Below are 21,480 nucleotides of genomic sequence, written 5' to 3'. Positions count from 1 at the left end.
GGCTGGGGTATCCATGATGGTAGACCTCAAGGTGATGGCCTACTTCAAGCTTAGCCTTTCAACACGTAATTGGGACATAGCCTAAAAAAAGCCCCGCGATAAATCGCGGGGCTCTTCGGAATGAGGTCGGAGTCGGCCTGTAAGCCGGGTTCTGTACCGGGTTGCCCCGGGTAGCAATCATTCCTCTAGGCCAGCAATCGCTCGCTGGCTCAAGCAACCTACCCGCCCCCAACGCGGGCCGCGCCAATAGGGGCCTATTTGGTCTTGCTTCGGGTGGAGTTTACCGTGCCACGAACTGTTGCCAGTCGCGCGGTGCGCTCTTACCGCACCCTTTCACCCTTACCTGATCCCTTGGGCCATCGGCGGTCTGCTCTCTGTTGCACTGGTCGTAGGCTCGCGCCCCCCAGGCGTTACCTGGCACCCTGCCCTGTGAAGCCCGGACTTTCCTCCCCTCCGCCCGTCTGCCCCGAAGGACACAACGACGAAGCAGCGATTGCCCAGCCAACTCCGAGGCGCGGATTATAGCCTTGCGATACGCACGGGGTAAACCGGCAATTCCCGTTTACAGCCATTTATCGCGCTTTGGCCCCCGTTTACAGGCTGAATGCTTGTCTGTACGGGGGATTGTGCAGGTCAAAAAGCAGTCTGCCAGCCTATTTCATCGGCTCAATAGTGCTCGAGACCGTATTTGTAGAGGGCATTCTTTTTCACGCCGTGGATCTCGGCGGTCAGGGCGGCCGCTTTTTTCAGTGGCAGTTCGGTCACCAGCAGACCCAGAGTACGGATCGCCTCGGCGGGCAGATCCTCTTCTTCTTTGGAAGCGCCAGCCACGACCAGCACGATCTCGCCGCGGCAGCGGTTGTCATCCTCACCAAGCCAGGTCAGCATTTCAGAGGCTGGCAGACCGTGGATCGACTCGAAGGTCTTGGTCAGCTCACGGCACACCACCACCTGACGCTCGCCGAGAATGCGAGCAATCGCTTCCACTGTATCCTGCACACGACGCGGCGATTCGTAAAACACCAGCGAACGGGTATCTTCGATAACGGCTTGCAGACGATCGTCACGTCCCTTGCTCTTGGCGGGCAGGAAGCCCTCAAAGGCAAAGCGATCGGTGGGCAGACCGGCCGCGCTCAGAGCGGTGATGGCAGCACAGGGGCCGGGCAGCGGCACCACCTTGACCCCGGCTTCACGACAGCGGGTGACCAAGTGATAACCGGGGTCGCTGATGAGCGGGGTGCCGGCATCGGAGACCAGCGCAACACTCTTGCCCTCTTTGATCCGGCCGATCAGTACATCGGCCTTCTGCTGCTCATTGTGATCGTGCAGGGCGAAGGTCGGTACCGAGATGTGGTAGTGGCTGAGCAGGATACCGGTATGACGGGTATCTTCGGCGGCCACCAGATCGACACTGCGTAAAATGTCCAATGCACGCTGGGTGATGTCCGCCAGATTGCCGATCGGAGTGGGGACTATATACAGGGTTGGGATGTCACTCATGGGATCTCCGAGTGCCCCGACAATTGTGTCGCCATATTGGCCCGTTTACACTATGGGGAACTTCAACACTGGTCGGGGAATGAACTTGAACCGGGTTACAAAGCAGCTAAGTGTATCACGACTCTTCGGCATCATACTCGCGGCAGTACTCCTCGCCGCCTGTGCGTCGGAGCCCAATCAACCGTCAGGGCAGTCAGGCATGCCCTCTGCGTTCTCCAATCTGACCAAGAATGCCCAGTGGTATCTTGAGCAAGTGGACCCGGCCAAGCCGGCCGAAGCCTTTACCTGGCAGATGCTGGCGGCACGCAGCTATCTGGCGCTGGGCCAGGCCAAACCGGCCTCGGCACTGTTCCAGCAGTTGCAGAAGCAGGCCAAGGAGCCCGCCCAGAAGGCGCAGCTGCAACTGCTGCAAGCCCATCTGTTGCTGGCGCAGGGCCACGCCAATCAAGCGCTGATCCTGCTGGAAGGCAAGCCTGAGGTTGCGCTGGATGCCGATACCCAGAAGGATTGGTATCGTCAGCGCGTGGTACTTCAGCTCGACATCAACAACAAGTTTGGCGCAGCCAAGTCGTTGATTGCACTGGAGCCCTACCTCAATCAGAGCGAGCAGGCGACCAACCATCAGCAGATCTGGTCGTTGCTCAAAAGCATGACCCCCTCCACCCTGCAGGCGCTGGAAGAAGCACCGGCCCCTGATGTGACCACCGGCTGGTTGCGACTGGCGGCACTGGTCAACGAGTTTGGCGCCCAGCCGAACCTGCTGGCTCGTCAGTTGGCAGGCTGGAAGCGCGACTTCCCCAACCATCCGGCTCAGAAAGATATGCCGGCAGGATTGGGCGATCTGGCTACCACTGCCAGCACCTTGGTGCAGCAGATCGCCGTGCTGCTGCCCCTCTCCGGTAATCTGGAGCCGCAGGGCGCCGCCATCCGCAACGGTATGCTGATGTCCTACAAGGAGAATCAGGGGCAATTTACCCTGAACTTCTACGACACCCAGAGCAAGTCGACCGGCGATCTTTACAAGCAGGCGATTCAGGAAGGTGCGGACATGATCATCGGCCCGCTGCTGAAAGACCGGGTCGAGGAGTTGCTCAAGGCCAATCCGACCGTGCCGGTACTGGCACTCAACGAGCTGGACAAGCCGATCGTCAACGACACCACCTACTACTTCTCCCTCTCTGCCGCCGCCGATGCTGCGCAGGCAGCCCAGTACCTCTACACTCAGGGCTACCGCAAACCGCTGCTGATCGCCGCCCAGGGGCGGATCGGTTACAGCAGTATCAAGGCGTTCGAGCAAAGCTGGGCCACCCTGAGCCAGGATAAGCCAGTCGTTGCCACCTTCGGTGCCCGCAACGAAGTACAGGGGATGGTCAAGAATGCCCTGAGCGGCCGCTCTACCGCCCGTGCTGGTGAAGTGGTGCAACTCTCTGATGCCGCACCACGCAGCATCGATGTTGTCTACATCGTGGCCAACCCGCTGGAAACCCGGATGATCAAGCCCTACGTAGATGTCTCGGTCAATCCGATGGGCAGCCTGCCGATCTTCACCGGCCCGCGCGGCTATGACAGCGCCGCTACCGAGGTCGCCTCCGAGCTCAACGGCATGCATATCGCCGATATGCCGCTGCTGCTTGGCGGTTACGAAAAACAGCGCGAGCAGATTGCCCTGCTCTGGCCGCAGACCCAGGGTGACCTGCTGCGCCTGTTTGCCATGGGCTACGATGCCGTCAGCCTGACAGAGAACCTGCAGCAGATGCGCAAGGTGGGTGGTATGCAGCAGGCTGGCATGAGCGGTCAGCTGAGCGTGGATGCCCAGGGCAATATCGTGCGGATGCTGAGCTGGGGTACTTACCAGAACGGCAAACTGGTCGATGAGAACGCCGTTCAGCAACTGGAGGAGCCCTCCAATGAAGGAACTATGGAAACGGATGCGCCAGCAGTTGCCGAGCCTGTTCCCCTCACCAACGAGCAAGGGACAGCACTTTGAACAAGTCGCTGAACGCTGGTTGCAGGCTCGGGGCCTGCAACCGGTAGCTCGCAACTACCGCTGTCGTGGCGGAGAAATAGATCTCATCATGCACCAGGGCCAGACCCTGGTGTTTGTTGAGGTGCGCTACCGGGCCACCGGCAGCCATGGCGGGGCCGCCAGCTCGGTCACCCGCAGCAAACAGCACAAGATCATGCTGGCAGCGCGCCACTATTTGAAGCAACATGCCATCAACGAGGCCAATCAGGCCTGCCGATTCGACGTGATTGCGTTCGAGGGCGACCAGCCAGCCTGGCTCCAGAACGCATTTTAAGAGGACCCTATGACTGACCGCATCAAAGAGAACTACACCGAAAGCATCCAGACCAAGATAGCCGCCGCCGAGGCGCTGCCGGATGCCATCCATACTGCGGCCCAGATGATCACCATCTGCCTGCTCAATGGCCACAAGGTGCTGGCATGCGGTAACGGTCCTTCTGCCGCACTGGCGCAACTGTTCATCTCCGAGCTGGTCAACTGCTACGAGACCCAGCGCCCCTCTCTGCCCGGCATGGCCCTAACCCCGGACATGGCGACCATCAGCGCCATCGCCACCGATCACGGTTTTGAAGAGGTCTACGCCAAGCAGATCCGCGCACTTGGCCAGCCTGGCGACATTCTGGTGGTCATCACCACCTCCGGCCACAGCCGCAGCCTGATCAAGGCCGCCGAGGCCGCCCTCTCCCGCGACATGACCATAGTGGTGCTGAGCGGGGGGGACGGTGGCGAAATGGCAGGTCTGCTTGGCCCGAATGATGTGGAGATCCGCGTGCCATCCGCCCGTCGGCCTCGCATTCTGGAAGTGAACCTGTTGACCCTGCACTGCCTGTGTGATCTCATCGACCAGACACTTTTCCCGCAACAGGAAGATTGAAACAATGAAAAAGCACACTATCCTGCTCGGTCTGCTGGTGAGCAGCCTGCTGCTGCAAGGCTGCGCAGCCGTGGTCGTTGGCGGCGCCGCAGGGACTGCCAAGGCCTCTGGCGATCGCCGCACCCTGGGCGCACAGTGGGATGACCAGACCATCGAGCTGAAAGCGGCCAATCTGCTGGCCGACAACAAACCGCTCAGCGCAGCCAGCAAGATCAGCGTCTACAGCAACAATGGCCGCGTGCTGCTGGTCGGCCAGACACCTTCTGACGTTTACAAGATTGAGGCAGGCAAAATTGTCAGTCGCATCGAAGGAGTCCGCCACGTCTACAACGAATTGCGCATCGGCCAACCTGCCAGTTTCACCACGCGCAGCAATGACTCCTGGATCACCTCCAAGGTGAAAGCCGATATGTTCGGCACCAAGAACTTCGACAGCACCAAGGTCAAGGTGGTCACCGAGAACGGCGAGGTGTTCCTGATTGGTCTGGTGACGCGTCAGGAGGGAGAGCAGGCCGTCAACATCGCCCGCCATGTCACCGGCGTAAAGCGCGTGATCAAGGCCTTCGAATTCGCCCAGAACTAAGCTCGACCGCACATAAAAAAAACGCAGCCAATCGGCTGCGTTTTTTATTTGATCACTTTCAGGGTCGGACGACCGCTTGGACGCGGCGGTTCCGGCTCAGGCTCCACCGGCGCTTCAGCCTGCTCCAGCCAGATATCGTAACCCGGCTCAGGCGGGAACATGGTGCCCACGCCGTTCTCCCGGGCATGAATAGCCAGTACGGCTGCCATCGGGATATAAACCTGCTGGGAGACCCCGCCAAAGCGGGCACTGAAACTGATTGCCTCGTTATCCATGTGAAATTGCATCACGGCTCGGGGCGCGATATTCAGCACAATTTGCCCGTCCTGAGCAAACTGCATCGGCACCATCACATGGGGAATGTTGACGTTGACCACCAGATGGGGGGTCAGGTCATTGTCCAGCAACCAGTCAAAGAACGCCCGTAACAAGTACGGGCGGCTCGGTGTCATTGTCGGTTCCATACTCATACGCCAGAACGGATCTCGCGCTCGGCCTCGGTCAGGGAAGCCTGGAAGGATTCACGTTCGAACAGACGAACCATGTAGGCCTTCAGCTCTTTGGCACCACGACCGGTCAGGTCGATGCCAAGGCTCGGCAGACGCCACAGCAGCGGAGCCATGTAGCAATCCACCAGACCGAACTCTTCGCTCATGAAATAGGGCATTTCACCGAAGATCGGCGCGATGGCCAGCAAGTTGTCACGCAGTTCGTTGCGTGCCGCGTCAGCATCGGTACCGACCATGATCTTGTCGGCCAGGGAGTACCAGTCCAGTTCGATGCGGTGCATCATCAGACGGCTGTTACCACGGGCAACCGGATAAACAGGCATCAGGGGCGGATGCGGGAAGCGCTCGTCCAGATACTCCATGATGATGCGTGAGGTATAGAGTGCCAGCTCACGATCCACCAGGGTCGGTACAGAGTTGTACGGGTTCAGCTCGGCCAGCTCATCCGGCAGATTGGCTGGGTCAACCTGGCAGATATCCACGCTAACACCCTTCTCCGCCAGGACAATACGCACCTGATGGCTGAACATATCGTTGGCACCGGAAAACAGCGTCATTACCGAACGCTTATTGGCAGCTACAGCCATTGAACCCTCCCGTCATTAAAAAGCAGAAACGGCAATGAAGCATCTTGGTCTTCATTGCCGTGCATTATATTACCCGGATCTGGTCGCTTAGTGAACGTCGCGCCAGAATTCCTTCTTCAACAGCACAGTGAAGATGAAGAAGATCACGATGAAACCAAGCACCCAGAAGCCCATGCGTTCACGCTCCTGTTGTACCGGTTCAGCCGAGTAGACCAAGAAGTTTACCAGATCCAGTACCGTCTGATCATACTCTTCGTTATCCATTTCACCATTACCGTCAGATTTGATGCTGACAACCTGCTGGGTTTCCACGCCATCGACCGTGTGAGTAGCGAACTCGGCACGGGGGGTTCCCTGCAACGGCTCCAGCACATGGGGCATGCCCACGGACGGGAACACGGCGTTATTCACCCCGAACGGACGGGTCTCATCCACGTAGAAGGAGCGCAGATAGGTGTAGATCCAGTCTGCACCGCGCACCCGAGCAACTAGCGTCAGATCGGGGGGCGGCGCACCAAACCACTTGGCGGCATCCTTCTCCGAGACCGAGTTTTCCATCAGGTCACCAATCTTGGCACCGTTGACGATCAGATTGTCAGCCATCAGATCGGCCGGGATCCCCAGATCCTCTGCCACCCGGTTGTAACGCTGGTACTGGGTGCTGTGGCAACCAAAGCAGTAGTTCATGAAGGTGGCTGCGCCACGCTGCAGAGAAGCCTTGTCGCTCAGGTCATAGTTGGCCTTGTCCAGATGCACGGCTCCGGCATTGGCAAACACCAGTGACGGCAGCAGGGTCAGCACTGCAAATATTATTCTTTTCATTTAAATGTCACCCTCTCCGGCAGCGGCTTGGTACTTTCGTTCTTGCTATAGAAGAACAGCAGGACGAAGAACCCGAAATAACCCAAGGTACAAATTTGGGCAATCAGCGTCAGAGTCGGCGTCGACGGCAGCACCCCGAGGATCCCCAGAATCACGAAGCACACCACAAACTGGGCAATGTTCAATTTGTGCAGCTTGCTGCGATAGCGCACCGAGCGCACCTTGCAGCGATCCAGCCACGGCAGCAGGAACAGCACCACGATGGAGAGACCCATCATGATGACGCCAAGCAGCTTGTCCGGCACCGCCCGCAAAATGGCGTAGAACGGCGTGAAGTACCACACAGGTGCGATATGCGCCGGGGTTTTCAGGCCGTTGGCCACTTCAAAGTTCGGCTTCTCGAGGAAGTAACCCCACATATCCGGCTTGAAGAAGATGATGGCGCAGAAGAAGAACAGGAAGCCCGCCACACCGATCATATCCTTGACGGTGAAGTAAGGGTGGAACGCCACCGCATCCAGCGGCCAGCCGTTTTCGTCCTTGTGCTTCTTGATGTCGATACCGTCCGGGTTGTTGGAGCCCACTTCGTGCAGCGCCAGAATGTGCATGGCAACCAGCATCACCAGCACCAGCGGCAACGCGATGACGTGCAGCGCGAAGAAGCGGTTCAGGGTCGCACCGGAGATCACATAGTCACCGCGGATCCACAAGGTCAGATCGTCACCGATGACCGGAATGGCACCAAACAGTGAGATGATGACCTGAGCCCCCCAGAATGACATCTGGCCCCAGGGCAACAAGTAGCCCATAAAGGCTTCCGCCATCAGCACAAGGAAAATCAGCATGCCGAAGATCCACAGCAGTTCACGAGGCTTCTGATAAGAGCCATAGATCATGCCGCGGAACATGTGCATGTAGACCACGATGAAGAATGCAGACGCGCCGGTTGAGTGCATGTAACGCAGCAGCCAGCCGTACTCCACATCGCGCATGATGTACTCCACGGAGGCAAACGCACCTTCCGCAGAGGGGTTGTAGTTCATGGTCAGCCAGATACCGGTGATGATCTGGTTGACCAGCACCAGCATGGCCAGCGAGCCGAAGAAGTACCAGAAGTTCAGGTTCTTCGGTGCCGGATACTTGGCCATGTGGTCGTTGTACATGGCCGTGAGCGGGAATCGATAATCGATCCAGCCCATCAGTTTACTCAACATGGTCAGGCCTCCTTGCCATCGGCACCGACCTGGATGGTGGTGTCATTAATAAATTGATAGGGCGGAATGACCAGGTTCAGCGGTGCAGGCACCCCCTGGAACACACGGCCGGCCATGTCGAACTTGGAGCCATGGCACGGGCAGAAGAAGCCGGACGTAACGCCCTGCACCTGCTCGCCAAAGCTGTCAGGCAGATAGGAAGGTGAACACCCCAAGTGGGTGCAAATACCGACCGCGACAAAAATTTCGGGCTTGATCGATCTGTACCCGTTATGGGCATAGTCAGGCTGCTGCGGCTCTTCAGATGAGGGATCCCGCAGCTTGTCATCATGCGCGGCCAAGGCATCCAGCGTCTGTTTGGTGCGTTTCACCACCCAGACAGGCTTGCCTCGCCACTCGACACGGATGAGCTGACCCGGTTCCAACTTGCTGATATCGACTTCAACCGGCGCACCGGCTGCTTTGGCCTTGGCGCTCGGATTCCATGACTTTATAAACGGCACTGCGGTAAACGCAGCTCCTACCCCACCAACGGCAACCGTTGACCAGGTAAGAAATCTGCGGCGACCGGTATCAACTGGCGCATTGCTCATCCAAAAACTCTCCCATGTGGACTCCGCACATTCTTATAGTGTCCCTGTTCCCCATTTTTCCCGTGACAACAGCGGCGGAAGCTGGATTTACAATTGCCACAGAAAACAGGGGAAATTTTAAAGAAAAGATAACAACTTGACAAGAAAGAGCGGTGAGCAATGAAAACAATAAAGAAACAATTTTTTGTCTTTTGTGACGCGTGGTTAGCATTGATGTCGGTAATATTACCAATAAAAAAAGCCTGGCGGTTGCCAGGCTTTTTTGACACTCGAAAGAGTGAGTACCAAAAGCGAATTAACGCTTGGAGTACTGCGGACGCTTACGAGCTTTGTGCAGACCAACTTTCTTACGCTCAACCTTACGGGCATCACGAGTAACAAAGCCAGCTTTACGCAGTTCGGAACGCAGGGTTTCGTCGTACTGCATCAGAGCACGAGTGATACCGTGGCGGATCGCACCAGCTTGACCGGAGATGCCACCACCGTTAACGGTGATGTACAGGTCCAGTTTCTCGGTCATCTCAACCAGTTCCAGCGGCTGACGAACTACCATGCGGGCAGTCGGACGGCCGAAGTACTGCTCCAGGGAGCGCTGGTTGATTACGATCTTGCCGCTACCCGCTTTGATAAATACGCGAGCAGTGGAGCTTTTGCGACGGCCGGTACCGTAGTATTGATTTTCTGCCATGTTGCCAGTTCCCGATTAGATATCCAGTACTTGAGGTTGCTGAGCAGCATGAGCATGCTCGGCGCCTGCGTAAACTTTCAGTTTACGGAACATGGCACGGCCCAGAGGACCTTTCGGCAGCATGCCTTTGACGGCTGCTTCGATTACCATTTCCGGTTTACGCTGAATCAGCTTGTCGAAGCTGATTGACTTGATACCACCCGGGAAACCGGAGTGAGCGTGGTACATTTTTTCGGTAAATTTCTTACCGGTTACGTGTACCTTCTCAGCGTTTACAACGATGATGTAATCACCGGTGTCAACGTGCGGAGTGTATTCAGCTTTGTGCTTACCACGCAGACGAGCAGCGATCTCGGTTGCGATACGACCCAGAGTTTTACCTTCTGCGTCCACAATGTACCAGTCACGTTTTACGGTTTCTGGCTTGGCAACGAAAGTTTTCATTAAGTTAAACCCAATTACCTGTTACAGACCCAATTGCTTATGGGGGCTCTCCCACAAACAACAAACGATGGCCTACCTGTACCCCTTCGAATACAAGTAAAGCTTAAAGTGTTGCTGTCTTATCGACAGCTGTAACGTGGGCCGGGCGATTATAAGTGAAGTTGCCTTAAATATCACCTGCTAATTTCACTGCCATGAAACCAGCAAATGTCGCCCGGCCCTACCTGCCGCAGATGCCCATCCGACTGGCAGGCGCGGTATTGTGACTAAGGAAGGTGCACTCTGGCAAGGTATTCGTGCGATTGCATTTCCTGAAGCCGCGAAAGACAGCGTTTGAATTCGAAATTCAGCAGCCCTTCGCCGTAGAGTTCTGCCATGGGAACCGCCGCCGACATGATGAGCTTGACGTGCCGTTCGTAGAACTCATCGACCATGGCGATGAAGCGGCGAGCCGCGTCATCCGTGCCTGTGCCCATTGGCTGCACATTGGCCAGCAAGACAGTATGGAACAGCCTGGCCAGCTCGATATAGTCGTTCTGGGAGCGGGGAGTACAGCAAAGTTGCTCGAATTCCATATAGAGCACCCCTTCCCCCATCCCGAGAGACCTCAGCTGACGATGATTGACCTCGAACGTCCCCTCGCAAGCCATGTGCCCACCGGTTAATTGCTGAAAATAGTGGTCAAGATTGGCTTTTGCCTGCAAGTCCAGCGGGCAGTGATAAATCTCGGCTTGTTCCAGCGTACGCAGGCGATAGTCGATACCGCCATCCACGTTAAGTACCTCGCAATGACGCTCGATAAGCTCGATAGCTGGCAGAAAACGGGCTCGCTGCAGCCCGTTGCGATAAAGATCCTGCGGCGGAATATTTGAAGTGGCGACCAGCACGACACCGTGACCAAACAGCTCCTGAAACAGCGTGCCCAACAACATGGCGTCGGTGATGTCGGAGACAAAAAATTCGTCGAAACAGATAATGTCTGTTTCGCTGGCAAGCTTGCTGGCCACCAGCTTGAGGGGATCGGATTGCCCGCTCAGCCCCTGCAGCTCATCGTGAATGCGGTGCATGAAGCGGTGGAAATGGCTGCGCATCTTGCGCGTCCCAGGCAGGCTGTCGAAAAAAGTATCCATCAGCCAGGTCTTGCCTCGGCCCACTCCGCCCCACATATAGATACCGAGGACGGGCTCCGGCGGCTTGGGCTTTTGTAGCCAACCCAGCAGCCCTCGAGATCTGGTCGGAGTCGGGCGCCGTAGCAAATCCTGATACAGTCGCTCCAGCCTGCTAATGGCCATCCCCTGCGCGGGGTCGGCCACAAAGCCGGGGCGCAGCAGATCCTGCTGGTATTTTTGCTGCGGTGTCATCCTTGAGCGCCTCTCCAAGTCCCTGAGTCGAGGACAAAATGGTATCACGGCCTCAGGACGCACGGTATAGTGCCATCAAGGCATGGCGGTTATGACGACCGCATAAACCCACTCTGTTTTAGCTGTAACAAGGAGCATCTATGAGTCTGTTAACTGGGATCCTGCTGGCTGTCGCGGCCTTGATTATCGGTGTCGTTCTCGGCCGTTTTTCGGTGCGTAGCCGCGATGCTGGCCGTCTGGAACAGGAACTGAAGAAGGCCCACAAGGAGCTCGAGAGTTATCAGGGCCAGATCAACACCCACTTCGCCGACAGCGCCGCCCTGATGGAGCAACTGGCCGAGCAGTATCAGACCCTCTATCGCCACATGGCCGAGCAGAGCAAATTCCTGGCCAAGGCTCAGGAACCCCTGTTCCGCGAGTCATTGGTAGAAGAAGCCCCTGCCAATGGGGCAGAAGAGCCGGGCGTTCCGCCTCGCGACTATGCTGGCGCCTCTTCCGGACTGCTCAAGCAACCAAACTAGTTCCTCGCGGAACTAATTGGCCAGTCCCGTGGTCTGACCTTGACGATTGCAATGCAACTTTTTCTGGGAGCTGTTTTTCATATGCGTAAACCTCTTTCCATGCTCAGTGTGCTAGCCCTCAGTGTCGGTATCGCCATGTCTGCGGCCCCTGCTCAGGCTGCACTGCCTTCCCTGTTAGGTTCAAATCAGGAGATGCCAAGCCTGGCGCCTGTTCTCGAACAGGTCACCCCGGCGGTGGTCAATATCTCGGTTTCTGGCAAAAAAATTACCCGTCAGCGTCTGCCGGAACAGTTCAAGTTCTTCTTCGGCCCCAACATGCCCGATGAACAGGTGAGCGAGCAGCCGTTTCAGGCACTCGGCTCCGGTGTCATCGTCGATGCCAAGAAGGGTTACGTGATCACCAACGCCCACGTGGTTCACGAGGCGGACGAGATCAAGGTCAACCTGAAGGATGGTCGTGAGTATGCGGCCAAGAAGATCGGTGAAGACAAGCAGTCCGACATCGCCCTGCTGCAAATCAAGGCCGAGGATCTGGTACAGATCAAGTTCGCCGACTCCGACGAGCTGCGGGTGGGTGACTATGCGCTGGCCATCGGCAACCCGTTTGGGCTGGGCCAGACCGTCACCTCCGGTATCGTCAGCGCGCTGGGCCGCAGCGGCCTCAACATCGAGAATCTGGAGAACTTCATCCAGACCGATGCGGCCATCAACTCCGGTAACTCCGGCGGAGCCCTGCTCAACCTGCGTGGCGAGCTGATCGGTATCAACACCGCGATTCTGGGCCCGAACGGCGGCAACATTGGCATCGGCTTTGCCATCCCCTCCAACATGGTGCGGGATCTGACCGAGCAGATCGTCAAGTACGGTGAAGTGCGTCGCGGCCAGCTGGGTATTACCGGCACCGAGCTCACCTCCGACATCGCCAAAACCTTCGGTTACAACAAGAAAGATGGTGCCTTCGTCAATCAGGTCATGCCTGATTCGGCGGCCGACAAGGCGGGCATCAAGGCCGGCGATATCATCGTCAGCATCGATGGCAAACCGGTTCGCTCCTTCGGCGAGCTGCGTGCCAAGATCGCCACCATGGGCGCTGGCAAGCAGGTCGAACTGGGGCTGATCCGCGATGGCAAGTCGCAAACTGCCAAAGTGACCCTGAAGCAGGCCGATGACAGCGAAGTACGCGCCAGCGCGCTGCATCCGGCACTGGAAGGGGCCAAGCTGAGCACCACTACCGACCCGGTCTCCGGTGTCGCGGTGGCCGATATTGATCCTCGCTCTCCGGCAGCGGCTTCCGGCCTGCAGAAGGGTGACATCATCATCGGGGTCAACCGCCTGCGCATCAACACCTTGGGCGAGCTGACCAAGGCGCTCAAGAACAAGCCTGACGTGCTGGCACTCAACATCCAGCGTGGCGACTCCTCGCTCTATCTGGTGATCCGCTAACACCCGGGTTGTTCGCCACTCTATCCATCACCCGCGGTCTTCACCGCGGGTGATTTTTATCCATCGATAGTGTTATTCTCTGCGCGCAGCCTGTACGGATGAGAATGACATGAAAATCCCCCCTTTAGTCAGTTACTTGGGCAAGTCTGTCGGTTTTGGATTGACCGTCGCAGCGCTGCTGTTGCTGCTGTTTCCCCATTTTCGCGGTGGTGCCCAACTGCCCGGCATCATCACCAATGCCCGTGAACTGAGTTTCTCCTATGCCGCCCATCGGGCAGGCCCTGCCGTCGTCAACATCTACACCCGCAGCTTTGCCCCCAATCAGGGCAATCAGGGGGAACTGCGCCCGCAAGGGCTGGGTTCCGGCGTCATCATGAATCAGCGCGGCTATGTGCTGACCAACTACCATGTCATCGCCGATGCCGACCAGATCATCGTCGCGTTGCAGGATGGCCGGGTCTTCAGCGCCGAGCTGGTCGGTACCGATCAGCTCACCGACCTCGCCGTGCTCTATATCGAGTCAGACAACCTGCCGGTGATCCCGCAGGATCCGGAGCGGCTGCCAGAAGTGGGGGATGTGGTGCTCGCCATCGGCAACCCCTACAACGTCGGCCAGACCATCACCCAGGGCATCATCAGTGCGACCGGCCGTACCGGCCTCTCCAGCATGGGGCCCGACAGCAATGGCCGTCAGGATCTGCTGCAGACCGATGCCGCCATCAACGAGGGCAACTCGGGTGGCGCGCTGGTCAACGGCCGTGGCGATCTGGTGGGGATCAACACCGCCACCTATCACCTCAACGGCAATCAGGAGAGCTACGGCATCAGCTTCGCCATCCCCTACCGGCTGGCAAAACGGATCATGGATGAGCTGATCGCCAACGGCCGGGTGATCCGTGGCTACCTCGGGATCTCCAGCGTCGAGATCAACCCCATAGTCGCGCGGATGATGAACCTCGGCGACCTGCGTGGTCTGGTGGTGGAGAGTCTGGATCCCAACGGCCCGGCGGCCAAAGGTGGTTTGCAGCGAGGGGATGTGCTGCTCAAGATCAACGGAGAAGCCATCAGTGGCGTGCGCAGCGCCATGGACAAGATTGTCGAGAGCCGCCCCGGCACCAAGCTGACCATCTCGGTATTCCGCTCCGGCAAGCCGCTGGAAGTGGTGGTCACCATAGAAGAAGACCTGCGCTATCAGAAGCGGGCAGCAGGCACCAATGTCTCATCGGCCAGCTAATGCGGTAGCGGCCTATTACATCTGCCAGCAGCCTGCTCGCCTGCGCTAGCTCGCATCTATCCATGGAACTACATGGTCAGCCATGTCATGCAGCAATAACGCGAGCGAATACAAGAGAAAGGATAGGAAGAAGAACGAGGAGTGACTACTCCTCGTTGAAGCCGGAGGTGAACAGCTCCACCACGGCGGCCAGGGCCTCGACCTCTTCGGGCCCCTCAACCTGCACTTCCACCTGCCGCCCTTGCGCGGAATCCAGCATCAGCAGGCCGATGATGCTGTCAGCATCGGCCTCCACACCATCTTCATTGCGCAGTAGCACGTGGGCATCGAAACCCTGCACCAGCTCGAACAGCATCATGGCAGGTCTGGCATGAATACCCAGCTTGTTTTTCACTTCAACCGAGGCGGAAACAGTCATCGGGTCGTCCTATTGGTCCGTCAGGATTGGGAGGCACTCTTGTCGAGAGTGCGGTGGCGGATCTGCACGTTCTTGCCAAGCAAACGGAATGCACTGGCCAGCCGCTCTGCAATAAAGACCGAGCGGTGCTGACCGCCGGTGCAACCGATGCCGACCGTGAGGTAGCTGCGATTGTTGCGCTCCAGATGGGGCAACCAGGTCGCCAGCATGTTTTCGATCTGCTGAGTAAACAGCATCACATCGGCCTGCGCCGAGAGGTAGTTGGCGACCGGCTCATCCTTGCCGGTAAACGGTTTGAGCTCGGGGATCCAGTGCGGGTTGGGCAGGAAGCGGGCATCGAACACGAAGTCGGCATCCTTGGGAATGCCGTACTTGAAGCCGAACGACTCGAACACCAGCACCAGCTCGTTCTCTTTCTTCCCAAGCACCCGGGTCTTAATGAGCTCGCTCAGGTCGTGAATGCTGAGGGTGGTGGTGTCGATACGCAGGTCAGCGGTCGAGGAGATGGGTGCCAGCAGGTGGGTCTCCTCCCGAATCGCCTCATCCAGCGACAGCTTGTTGCGTGAGAGGGGGTGCAAACGGCGGCTCTCGCCATAGCGCTTGAGCAGGGTGCCGTTGTCGGCATCGAAGAAAAAGCTGGAGAACTCAACCCGCCCCTCATTGCGCACCTGAGCCAGCAGATTTTCCAGTTTCTCCGGGTCGCTCGGCAGGTTGCGCACATCGATGCTGACCGCCAATTTGTCGTACTGGCTCTCCACCGACACAATCAGCTGGGGCAGCAAATTGACCGGCAGGTTGTCCACACAGTAGTAACCCAGATCTTCCAGCACTCGCAGGGCTACCGTTTTACCGGAGCCCGAACGTCCACTTACCACGATTAACTGCATCTTGTTCCCTCACGCCAAAACGGGTGTCTCATCCTTGGCCTGCTATCAGGCCGAGGTCATGATCTGATAGAGCTCTTCGTCGCTGGTTGCCTGACGCAACTGGCGGCAAACCGCCTTGTCACCCAGCTTGGAAGCCATCAGAGAAAGGGTCTTGAGATGCTGCTTGCACTCGCTTTCCGGCACCAGCAAGGCAAACAGCAGGTCAACCGGTTGATTGTCGATGGAGTCGAAAGGAATAGGGTCGGCAAAGGTCATCAGGATCGCGGTTGGCGGGAACTCATCGTCAATGCGACCGTGGGGGATCGCAATACCGGCACCGATCCCGGTACTACCCATTTTTTCGCGGGCCAGCAAGCATTCAAACAGCGCCTGGCGGGAGGTGCCAAGGCGTTCAGCGGCCAGCTCGCTGATGATCTCGAGGGCGCGTTTCTTGCTGGTACAAGGGACTGCACTCTTGGTGCAGTCCCGACTCAGTATGTGTTCAAGTTGCATGGTTATTTTTTATTTAACTTATCTTTGTGCTTGATGATCTGCCTGTCCAGCTTGTCGAGCAAGGTGTCTATCGCAGCATACATATCGGCATGTTCAGAGTTGGCAAACACTTCGCCACCGCTGACGTGCAATTTGGCTTCCGCTATCTGGTTCAGTTTTTCCACGCTAAGCACCACATGAACATTGTTGATGTGGTCGAAGTGACGCTCGAGTTTGGCAAATTTGTTATTCACATAATCACGCAGAGCTTCGGTGATCTCGACATGGTGTCCGGTCAGGTTAATTTGCATAACATCATCCTTTTGTTTGCCTAAACCAGGCGTTTGCGCTGATTGGAAGGTGGGATAAACAAGGATTCGCGATACTTAGCGATCGTGCGTCTCGCCACCATAATACCCTGTTCGGCCAGCAAATCCGCGATCTTGCTATCACTTAACGGCTTGGCAGGATTCTCTGCCGTGACCAGCTTCTTGATGAGCGCGCGAATTGCGGTCGATGAGCACTCTCCTCCTCCTTCGGTGTTCACATGGCTGGAGAAAAAAAACTTCAATTCGAAGATACCACGGGGGGTATGCATGTACTTCTGGGTCGTCACCCGGGAGATGGTCGACTCATGCATCTCTACCGCTTCGGCGATGTCATTGAGCACCATCGGCTTCATCGCCTCTTCACCATACTCGAAAAAGCCCTGTTGCTGCTCGACAATGCAACTGGCCACTTTCAGCAGGGTGTCATTGCGACTTTCCAGGCTCTTGATGAACCACTTGGCTTCCTGCAAATGGGAGCGAATAAACTGGGTGTCGGTGCTGCTGCGGGCGTTGCGGGCCATGGCGGCATAGGTCTCGTTGACCCGGATGCGGGGGGCAGAGTCGGGATTGAGCTCGACCACCCACTTGCTACCCTTCTTGACCACGGAGACGTCGGGGATCACGTACTGGGAGTCGCTCTGGATGATGCCGTTGCCGGGGCGCGGCTCCAGCAGCTGAATCAGATCCAGCACCTCCTTGAGGTCGCTCTCCTTGAGTCGGGTCTTGCGGGCGAGGGTGCGGTAATCCCGGTTGCCGAGCAGCTCCATGTGCTCGAGGATCACCTCCTTGGCCTCGTTGAGCCAGGGGGTCTGCGGGTCATACTGATCCAGCTGGATCAGCAAACACTCCTGCACAGAACGGGCAGCAATGCCGACCGGATCGAAGTGCTGAACCCGTTTGAGTACCGCCTCGACCTCATCGAGTTCCACCTCTACGTCATCGCTGGTGACGGCAGCCTGGATATCCTCCAGCGCAACGGTCAGATAACCGGATTCGTCGATAGCATCGATGATGGCGAGCGCGATGGCGGCATCCACATCGCTGAACGGTGTGAGTCGCATCTGCCACAACAGATAATCCTGCAGGTTTTCGGTGGTCTCTCCCTGATAGACGCTATCTTCCCCATCGTGGATGGGGCCCGCGCTCTGGGCGGTGCCGGCAGAGTAAACCTCGTCCCAGGTGGTATCCACCGGCAACTCGTCAGGCATCTGCTCCTGAGCCATGGCATCGCTGGAATCCAGCTGGCTGGCATCGACCGGCGCTTCCGGACTGGTCTCTTGCGCCTCGCTCTCTTCCTGCTCCAGCAGAGGGTTGTTTTCGAGCGCTTGCTGAATTTCCTGCTGAAGTTCCAGAGTGGAGAGCTGGAGCAGACGAATCGCTTGTTGTAATTGCGGCGTCATGGTCAGGGACTGACCGAGACGCAACTGTAATGTCGGCTTCATCTACGTCGGGATATCCTTATGTTCAGCGAGGCACTCGTCAAAGGAAATGAAGGCATGCCCCCTTACTATAGACTGAATTGATCGCCCAAATAGACGCGCTTGACCTGCTCATCGGCAAGGATGTCAGCCGGTGCACCTTCGGCAATCATCTTGCCGTGGCTGACGATATAGGCCTTCTCACATACGTCCAGAGTCTCTCTGACGTTGTGGTCGGTAATCAAGACGCCAAGGCCTCTATCTTTCAAATGCTGAATGATCTTCTTGATGTCTATCACAGAAATCGGGTCAACCCCTGCAAAGGGTTCATCCAGCAGAATAAAACGCGGTTCGGCCGCCAGCGCACGAGCGATCTCGACCCGACGGCGCTCACCGCCGGAGAGGCTCTGGCCCAGGTTGTCGCGAATGTGGGTGATGTTGAACTCTTCCAGCAGTTGCTGAACCTTGTCCTCACGCTCCTCACGGCTCAACCCCTTGCGGGTCTGCATAACTCCCATCAGGTTGTCGAACACTGACAGGCGACGGAAGATGGAGGCCTCTTGCGGCAGGTAACCGATGCCGTTACGCGCCCGCACATGCATGGGCTGCAGGCTGATGTCCTGATCGTCGATGGTGATGAGACCGGCATCGCGCTGCACCAGCCCCACGATCATGTAAAACGAGGTGGTCTTGCCGGCACCGTTGGGGCCGAGCAGGCCGACAATCTGGCCAGTGCCCACTTCAAGGCTGACGTCACTCACCACCATGCGGCGCTTGTAGCTCTTCTGCAGGCCCACTGCTTTTAACACTGCCATGGCTTATTTTCCCTGCTTCTTCTGGTCGGCGGGCTTGTCGAAATTCTCTACCTGATCCGGCAGGAACACGGTTTTGACTCGCTGGCTCGGGCTCTTGCTCTCGGCAATCATCTTCTGTTTGACGATGTCGTAGCGGATCAGATCGCCATTGACCTGGCTATCTTCCTGCTTGAGCTGACCGTTGCCTGTGATGGTCACCAGCCGGTTCTTCAGCTCGTAGCGGATAGTGTTGCCGTGGGCATTGACCGGCTTGCCGTTATCCAGGATCTGGAAGAAGGTGGCGGGCTTGCCGTAGGCCGTCATCACCTCGGCCCCTTTCTCGCCGGAACGGGTCACTACCACCTTGTCAGCCTTGATCCGGATGGTGCCCTGATTGATGGTCACATCCTCTTCGAAGGTGATGCGGTTGTCCTGCATCTCGGCCACCTGTTTGACGGCATCGACGTAGACCTTCTCGGCAAAGTCGGACTCTTTGGCGGTCACCGCACCACACAACAACAGGGCTGCGAGGGCCAGATTAGCGTTTTTCATTGAAATAGATGGCATGGCCTTGATCCAGTAACTCAAAATATTTGCGGTCCAGATGGCCCTTGAGGCCAACCCCTTGGGTCTGGAAATCCCGACCCAGAATGTTCACTTCCCGGTTGCTGCGCACATCTTGTGTCACCAGATCCAGCTCCAGATAGGGGGTATCCAGTGTGGAGATGAAAGAGGTAGGCAGCAGACCATCCAGATGTACCTTGTCCCGCAGGATGACGTTGTCGCCGGTGTTGAGCACGCCGGTTTCGGCGGTCACCTTCCACTCGGCGGCCCCCTGATCGTCATACATGTAGACCACCGGCTTGTCGAAGGTGGCCTGCTCGAGGATTTGATAATACTCGGCGTAGGTCGACTCCAGCCGCTCGGTGCGCTTGCCGTTGATATCAAAACGGGTGGTCACCAGATCTTTGGCGACAAAATCCGGCTGATAGTTTTCGATTTTGACCGCGCTCTCAGGCACCAGCTCCACCTTGCCCAGCTGCCAGGCAACCAGCGCGACCAGAAACAGCAGGGCAAACAACAGGGTCTGTCTGCTCATACCGAGGCCTCGGGCTGATAATCGTCGTGGCCCTGCGCCTGCAAAATGAGGTCACACACTTCGCGCACCGCGCCCATGCCACCGCCAAGCCGGGTCACCATATCGGCACGACTCAGCACCAGCGGATGGGCATCGGCCACCGCGATACCCAGGCCGCAAGCGGCCATCACCGGCAGATCGATGGTGTCATCGCCCATATAGGCGGCCTGTTCAGCAGTCAGCCCCAGCTTGGCCAGCAGCGCTTCGAAGTGAGGCAACTTTTTATCAGCCCCCTGCACCACATGAGCCACCCCCAGGCTTTTCATCCGATCGCTGACGATACGGGAGTTACGCCCGGTGATGATGGCGATCTCGATCCCGGCATTGAGCAGCGCTCGCATGCCCGCACCATCGCGGGTACAGAAGGTTTTCAGCTCTTCGCCGTTGTTTCCCATGTAGATGAGGCCGTTGGAGAGCACCCCATCCACATCGCACACCAGCAGGCGGATTTGCGCCGCCTTCTCAAACTGGCTGCGCGTCACCGGACCATAGAGGGTCGGTACGTTTTGCATCAAATTACTCCGGCTTTCAGCAGGTCGTGCATGTTGAAGGCGCCGAGCGGGCGTTTCTCTTCATCCACGACCAGTAATCCGTTGATTTTTCTCGTTTCCATCAGCTTGACGGCTTCCGCAGCCATCATCTCTGGACCTACGGTAACACAGTTGGCCGTCATCACACGGCTGATGGGGGTGTGATGGATATCGATCTGCTGGTCAAGAATGCGGCGCAGGTCGCCATCGGTAAAGAGCCCTGCCAGCAGGCCATTGCCATCGACCACCGCCGTCATACCGAGCCCCTTGCGGCTCACTTCCAGCAGCGCCTGGCTGATGGTGGCATCTATCCCCACCCGGGGCAACAGCTCACCGCGGTGCATCAGGTCGCCGACCCGCAGCAACAGACGCTTGCCAAGGGAACCGCCCGGGTGCGAGAGCGCGAAGTCATCGGCGGTAAAACCGCGCGCTTCCAGCAGGGCGACCGCCAGGGCATCGCCCATCACCAGGGTTGCCGTGGTACTGGAAGTGGGGGCCAGACCCAGCGGGCAGGCCTCTTTCTCCACCTTGATGCACAGGTGCACGTTGGCCTCTTTGGCCATGGTGGAGGCGGGATTGCCAGTCATGCAGATGAGCGGAATGCCGCGACGCTTGAGTACTGGCAGCAGGGCCAGGATTTCGTCACTCTCGCCGGAGTTGGAGATGGCGATCATAAGGTCGCCACTGGAGATCATCCCCAGATCGCCGTGACTCGCTTCCCCCGGATGGAGGAAGAAGGCCGGTGTGCCGGTGCTGGCGAGGGTCGCGGCGATCTTGCTGCCGATATGGCCCGACTTGCCCATGCCGGTGACCACTATCTTGCCACCGCAGCGCAGCACCATTTCGCACGCCTTGTCGAAGGCGTCGTTCAGATACTGATAGAGTCCATCAATGGCTTGCTTTTCTGTGTCCAGCACCGCGCGGGCACTGCGACGAAAATCGAACAGTTCAGACACTTTCTCAGGCTTTACAGACATAAAGACACAGCTCCGGGCCGAAATTAGCTGCGGGATTATAAAAAAGTCTGTCCGGATAAGCGAATCGGATGGTGAGTCCCGCTCTCAATGACGCACTTTGTTACAGAAAACTGTCGTGC

The 21,480-nt window shown here is 57.6% G+C and carries 26 protein-coding genes and 1 other RNA gene; 7 read left to right on the top strand and 20 right to left on the bottom strand.

What is annotated here, in order from left to right; all coding sequences use genetic code 11:
• Positions 1-124: 124 nt before the first annotated feature.
• Both rnpB and rsmI read right to left on the bottom strand, forming a co-directional pair.
• Positions 125-509, bottom strand: an RNA gene (rnpB, locus tag ACW5W8_RS15165) — RNase P RNA component class A.
• Positions 510-666: 157 nt separating this feature from the next.
• Positions 667-1,500 carry a 16S rRNA (cytidine(1402)-2'-O)-methyltransferase gene (rsmI, locus tag ACW5W8_RS15160; RefSeq protein WP_498628518.1) on the bottom strand — a complete coding sequence of 278 codons (834 nt, stop codon included), beginning with the start codon at positions 1,498-1,500 and terminating at the stop codon, positions 667-669.
• 199 nt (positions 1,501-1,699) lie between these two features.
• On the opposite strand from rsmI, the gene ACW5W8_RS15155 reads away from it, so the two are divergent.
• From ACW5W8_RS15155 to dolP, 4 genes are read left to right on the top strand one after another with little or no spacing between them, the layout of a single operon-like run.
• On the top strand, positions 1,700-3,487 hold the full coding sequence (locus ACW5W8_RS15155; RefSeq protein ID WP_498628517.1) for a penicillin-binding protein activator: 1,788 nt from the start codon (positions 1,700-1,702) through the stop codon (positions 3,485-3,487).
• Entirely contained in the window at positions 3,429-3,800 is a 372-nt protein-coding gene (locus ACW5W8_RS15150) for a YraN family protein (RefSeq protein ID WP_498628520.1), read from the top strand. The genes ACW5W8_RS15155 and ACW5W8_RS15150 overlap by 59 nt, the downstream gene beginning before the upstream one ends.
• Before the next feature lie 9 nt (positions 3,801-3,809).
• Positions 3,810-4,400, top strand: a complete 591-nt coding sequence (locus tag ACW5W8_RS15145; RefSeq protein ID WP_005336275.1) for a D-sedoheptulose-7-phosphate isomerase — start codon at positions 3,810-3,812, stop codon at positions 4,398-4,400.
• A gap of 4 nt (positions 4,401-4,404) precedes the next feature.
• Entirely contained in the window at positions 4,405-4,983 is a 579-nt protein-coding gene (gene dolP, locus ACW5W8_RS15140; protein WP_498628516.1) for a division/outer membrane stress-associated lipid-binding lipoprotein, read from the top strand.
• A gap of 44 nt (positions 4,984-5,027) precedes the next feature.
• Here dolP and ACW5W8_RS15135 read toward each other — a convergent pair whose 3' ends face one another.
• The 8 genes from ACW5W8_RS15135 to zapE form a co-directional block, all read right to left on the bottom strand.
• On the bottom strand, positions 5,028-5,453 hold the full coding sequence (locus tag ACW5W8_RS15135; RefSeq protein WP_005336278.1) for a ClpXP protease specificity-enhancing factor: 426 nt from the start codon (positions 5,451-5,453) through the stop codon (positions 5,028-5,030).
• On the bottom strand, positions 5,450-6,079 hold the full coding sequence (gene sspA / locus ACW5W8_RS15130) for a stringent starvation protein SspA (protein WP_498628515.1): 630 nt from the start codon (positions 6,077-6,079) through the stop codon (positions 5,450-5,452). The genes ACW5W8_RS15135 and sspA overlap by 4 nt, the downstream gene beginning before the upstream one ends.
• Before the next feature lie 87 nt (positions 6,080-6,166).
• On the bottom strand, positions 6,167-6,901 hold the full coding sequence (locus ACW5W8_RS15125) for a cytochrome c1 (protein WP_498628514.1): 735 nt from the start codon (positions 6,899-6,901) through the stop codon (positions 6,167-6,169).
• On the bottom strand, positions 6,898-8,115 hold the full coding sequence (locus tag ACW5W8_RS15120) for a cytochrome b (protein ID WP_019444835.1): 1,218 nt from the start codon (positions 8,113-8,115) through the stop codon (positions 6,898-6,900). The genes ACW5W8_RS15125 and ACW5W8_RS15120 overlap by 4 nt, the downstream gene beginning before the upstream one ends.
• Positions 8,116-8,117: 2 nt before the next feature.
• The gene (gene petA / locus ACW5W8_RS15115; protein WP_005336284.1) at positions 8,118-8,708 is read right to left on the bottom strand and encodes a ubiquinol-cytochrome c reductase iron-sulfur subunit; all 591 of its coding nucleotides are present in this window, start codon (positions 8,706-8,708) and stop codon (positions 8,118-8,120) included.
• Between the two features lie 295 nt (positions 8,709-9,003).
• Positions 9,004-9,396 carry a 30S ribosomal protein S9 gene (rpsI, locus tag ACW5W8_RS15110; RefSeq protein ID WP_005336286.1) on the bottom strand — a complete coding sequence of 131 codons (393 nt, stop codon included), beginning with the start codon at positions 9,394-9,396 and terminating at the stop codon, positions 9,004-9,006.
• Positions 9,397-9,411: 15 nt separating this feature from the next.
• Complete coding sequence (gene rplM, locus ACW5W8_RS15105) at positions 9,412-9,840, bottom strand: 50S ribosomal protein L13 (protein ID WP_498628513.1); 429 nt, start codon at positions 9,838-9,840, stop codon at positions 9,412-9,414.
• A gap of 266 nt (positions 9,841-10,106) precedes the next feature.
• Positions 10,107-11,201 carry a cell division protein ZapE gene (gene zapE / locus ACW5W8_RS15100; protein WP_498628512.1) on the bottom strand — a complete coding sequence of 365 codons (1,095 nt, stop codon included), beginning with the start codon at positions 11,199-11,201 and terminating at the stop codon, positions 10,107-10,109.
• Positions 11,202-11,341: 140 nt separating this feature from the next.
• On the opposite strand from zapE, the gene ACW5W8_RS15095 reads away from it, so the two are divergent.
• From ACW5W8_RS15095 to degS, 3 genes are all read left to right on the top strand, one after another.
• The gene (locus ACW5W8_RS15095; protein WP_498628511.1) at positions 11,342-11,722 is read left to right on the top strand and encodes a Z-ring associated ZapG family protein; all 381 of its coding nucleotides are present in this window, start codon (positions 11,342-11,344) and stop codon (positions 11,720-11,722) included.
• An 81-nt stretch (positions 11,723-11,803) separates the two neighbouring features.
• Positions 11,804-13,165 carry a Do family serine endopeptidase gene (locus ACW5W8_RS15090; protein WP_005336295.1) on the top strand — a complete coding sequence of 454 codons (1,362 nt, stop codon included), beginning with the start codon at positions 11,804-11,806 and terminating at the stop codon, positions 13,163-13,165.
• 109 nt (positions 13,166-13,274) lie between these two features.
• The gene (degS, locus tag ACW5W8_RS15085; protein ID WP_498628510.1) at positions 13,275-14,399 is read left to right on the top strand and encodes an outer membrane-stress sensor serine endopeptidase DegS; all 1,125 of its coding nucleotides are present in this window, start codon (positions 13,275-13,277) and stop codon (positions 14,397-14,399) included.
• Positions 14,400-14,544: 145 nt separating this feature from the next.
• Here the strand turns inward: degS and npr are convergent, their stop codons facing one another.
• The 10 genes from npr to ACW5W8_RS15035 form a co-directional block, all read right to left on the bottom strand.
• Positions 14,545-14,817, bottom strand: a complete 273-nt coding sequence (gene npr / locus ACW5W8_RS15080) for a PTS phosphocarrier protein NPr (protein WP_005336318.1) — start codon at positions 14,815-14,817, stop codon at positions 14,545-14,547.
• 20 nt (positions 14,818-14,837) lie between these two features.
• On the bottom strand, positions 14,838-15,704 hold the full coding sequence (gene rapZ / locus ACW5W8_RS15075) for an RNase adapter RapZ (protein ID WP_064339242.1): 867 nt from the start codon (positions 15,702-15,704) through the stop codon (positions 14,838-14,840).
• A 45-nt stretch (positions 15,705-15,749) separates the two neighbouring features.
• Positions 15,750-16,196 (bottom strand): PTS IIA-like nitrogen regulatory protein PtsN, encoded by a 447-nt coding sequence (ptsN, locus tag ACW5W8_RS15070; RefSeq protein WP_005336322.1) that lies wholly within the window; start codon positions 16,194-16,196, stop codon positions 15,750-15,752.
• 2 nt (positions 16,197-16,198) lie between these two features.
• Positions 16,199-16,486 carry a ribosome hibernation promoting factor gene (gene hpf, locus ACW5W8_RS15065; protein ID WP_005336323.1) on the bottom strand — a complete coding sequence of 96 codons (288 nt, stop codon included), beginning with the start codon at positions 16,484-16,486 and terminating at the stop codon, positions 16,199-16,201.
• Positions 16,487-16,506: 20 nt separating this feature from the next.
• A complete protein-coding gene (locus ACW5W8_RS15060; protein ID WP_498628509.1) occupies positions 16,507-17,946 on the bottom strand; it encodes an RNA polymerase factor sigma-54 in 1,440 nt (479 codons plus the stop codon).
• Positions 17,947-18,011: 65 nt separating this feature from the next.
• Positions 18,012-18,737, bottom strand: coding sequence for an LPS export ABC transporter ATP-binding protein (gene lptB / locus ACW5W8_RS15055; RefSeq protein ID WP_005336333.1), 726 nt, complete (start codon positions 18,735-18,737; stop codon positions 18,012-18,014).
• Between the two features lie 3 nt (positions 18,738-18,740).
• Positions 18,741-19,268 carry a lipopolysaccharide transport periplasmic protein LptA gene (lptA, locus tag ACW5W8_RS15050; RefSeq protein ID WP_040068817.1) on the bottom strand — a complete coding sequence of 176 codons (528 nt, stop codon included), beginning with the start codon at positions 19,266-19,268 and terminating at the stop codon, positions 18,741-18,743.
• On the bottom strand, positions 19,255-19,815 hold the full coding sequence (gene lptC, locus ACW5W8_RS15045) for an LPS export ABC transporter periplasmic protein LptC (RefSeq protein ID WP_005336338.1): 561 nt from the start codon (positions 19,813-19,815) through the stop codon (positions 19,255-19,257). The genes lptA and lptC overlap by 14 nt, the downstream gene beginning before the upstream one ends.
• The gene (gene kdsC / locus ACW5W8_RS15040; RefSeq protein WP_101530526.1) at positions 19,812-20,366 is read right to left on the bottom strand and encodes a 3-deoxy-manno-octulosonate-8-phosphatase KdsC; all 555 of its coding nucleotides are present in this window, start codon (positions 20,364-20,366) and stop codon (positions 19,812-19,814) included. The genes lptC and kdsC overlap by 4 nt, the downstream gene beginning before the upstream one ends.
• Positions 20,366-21,361 carry a KpsF/GutQ family sugar-phosphate isomerase gene (locus ACW5W8_RS15035; protein ID WP_498628508.1) on the bottom strand — a complete coding sequence of 332 codons (996 nt, stop codon included), beginning with the start codon at positions 21,359-21,361 and terminating at the stop codon, positions 20,366-20,368. The genes kdsC and ACW5W8_RS15035 overlap by 1 nt, the downstream gene beginning before the upstream one ends.
• Between the last annotated feature and the right edge of the window lie 119 nt (positions 21,362-21,480).

It is taken from the genome of Aeromonas aquatilis, from assembly GCF_054052405.1.
Note: the sequence above shows the minus strand (reverse complement) of the source record. Positions and strands in the feature narration are given on the sequence as shown.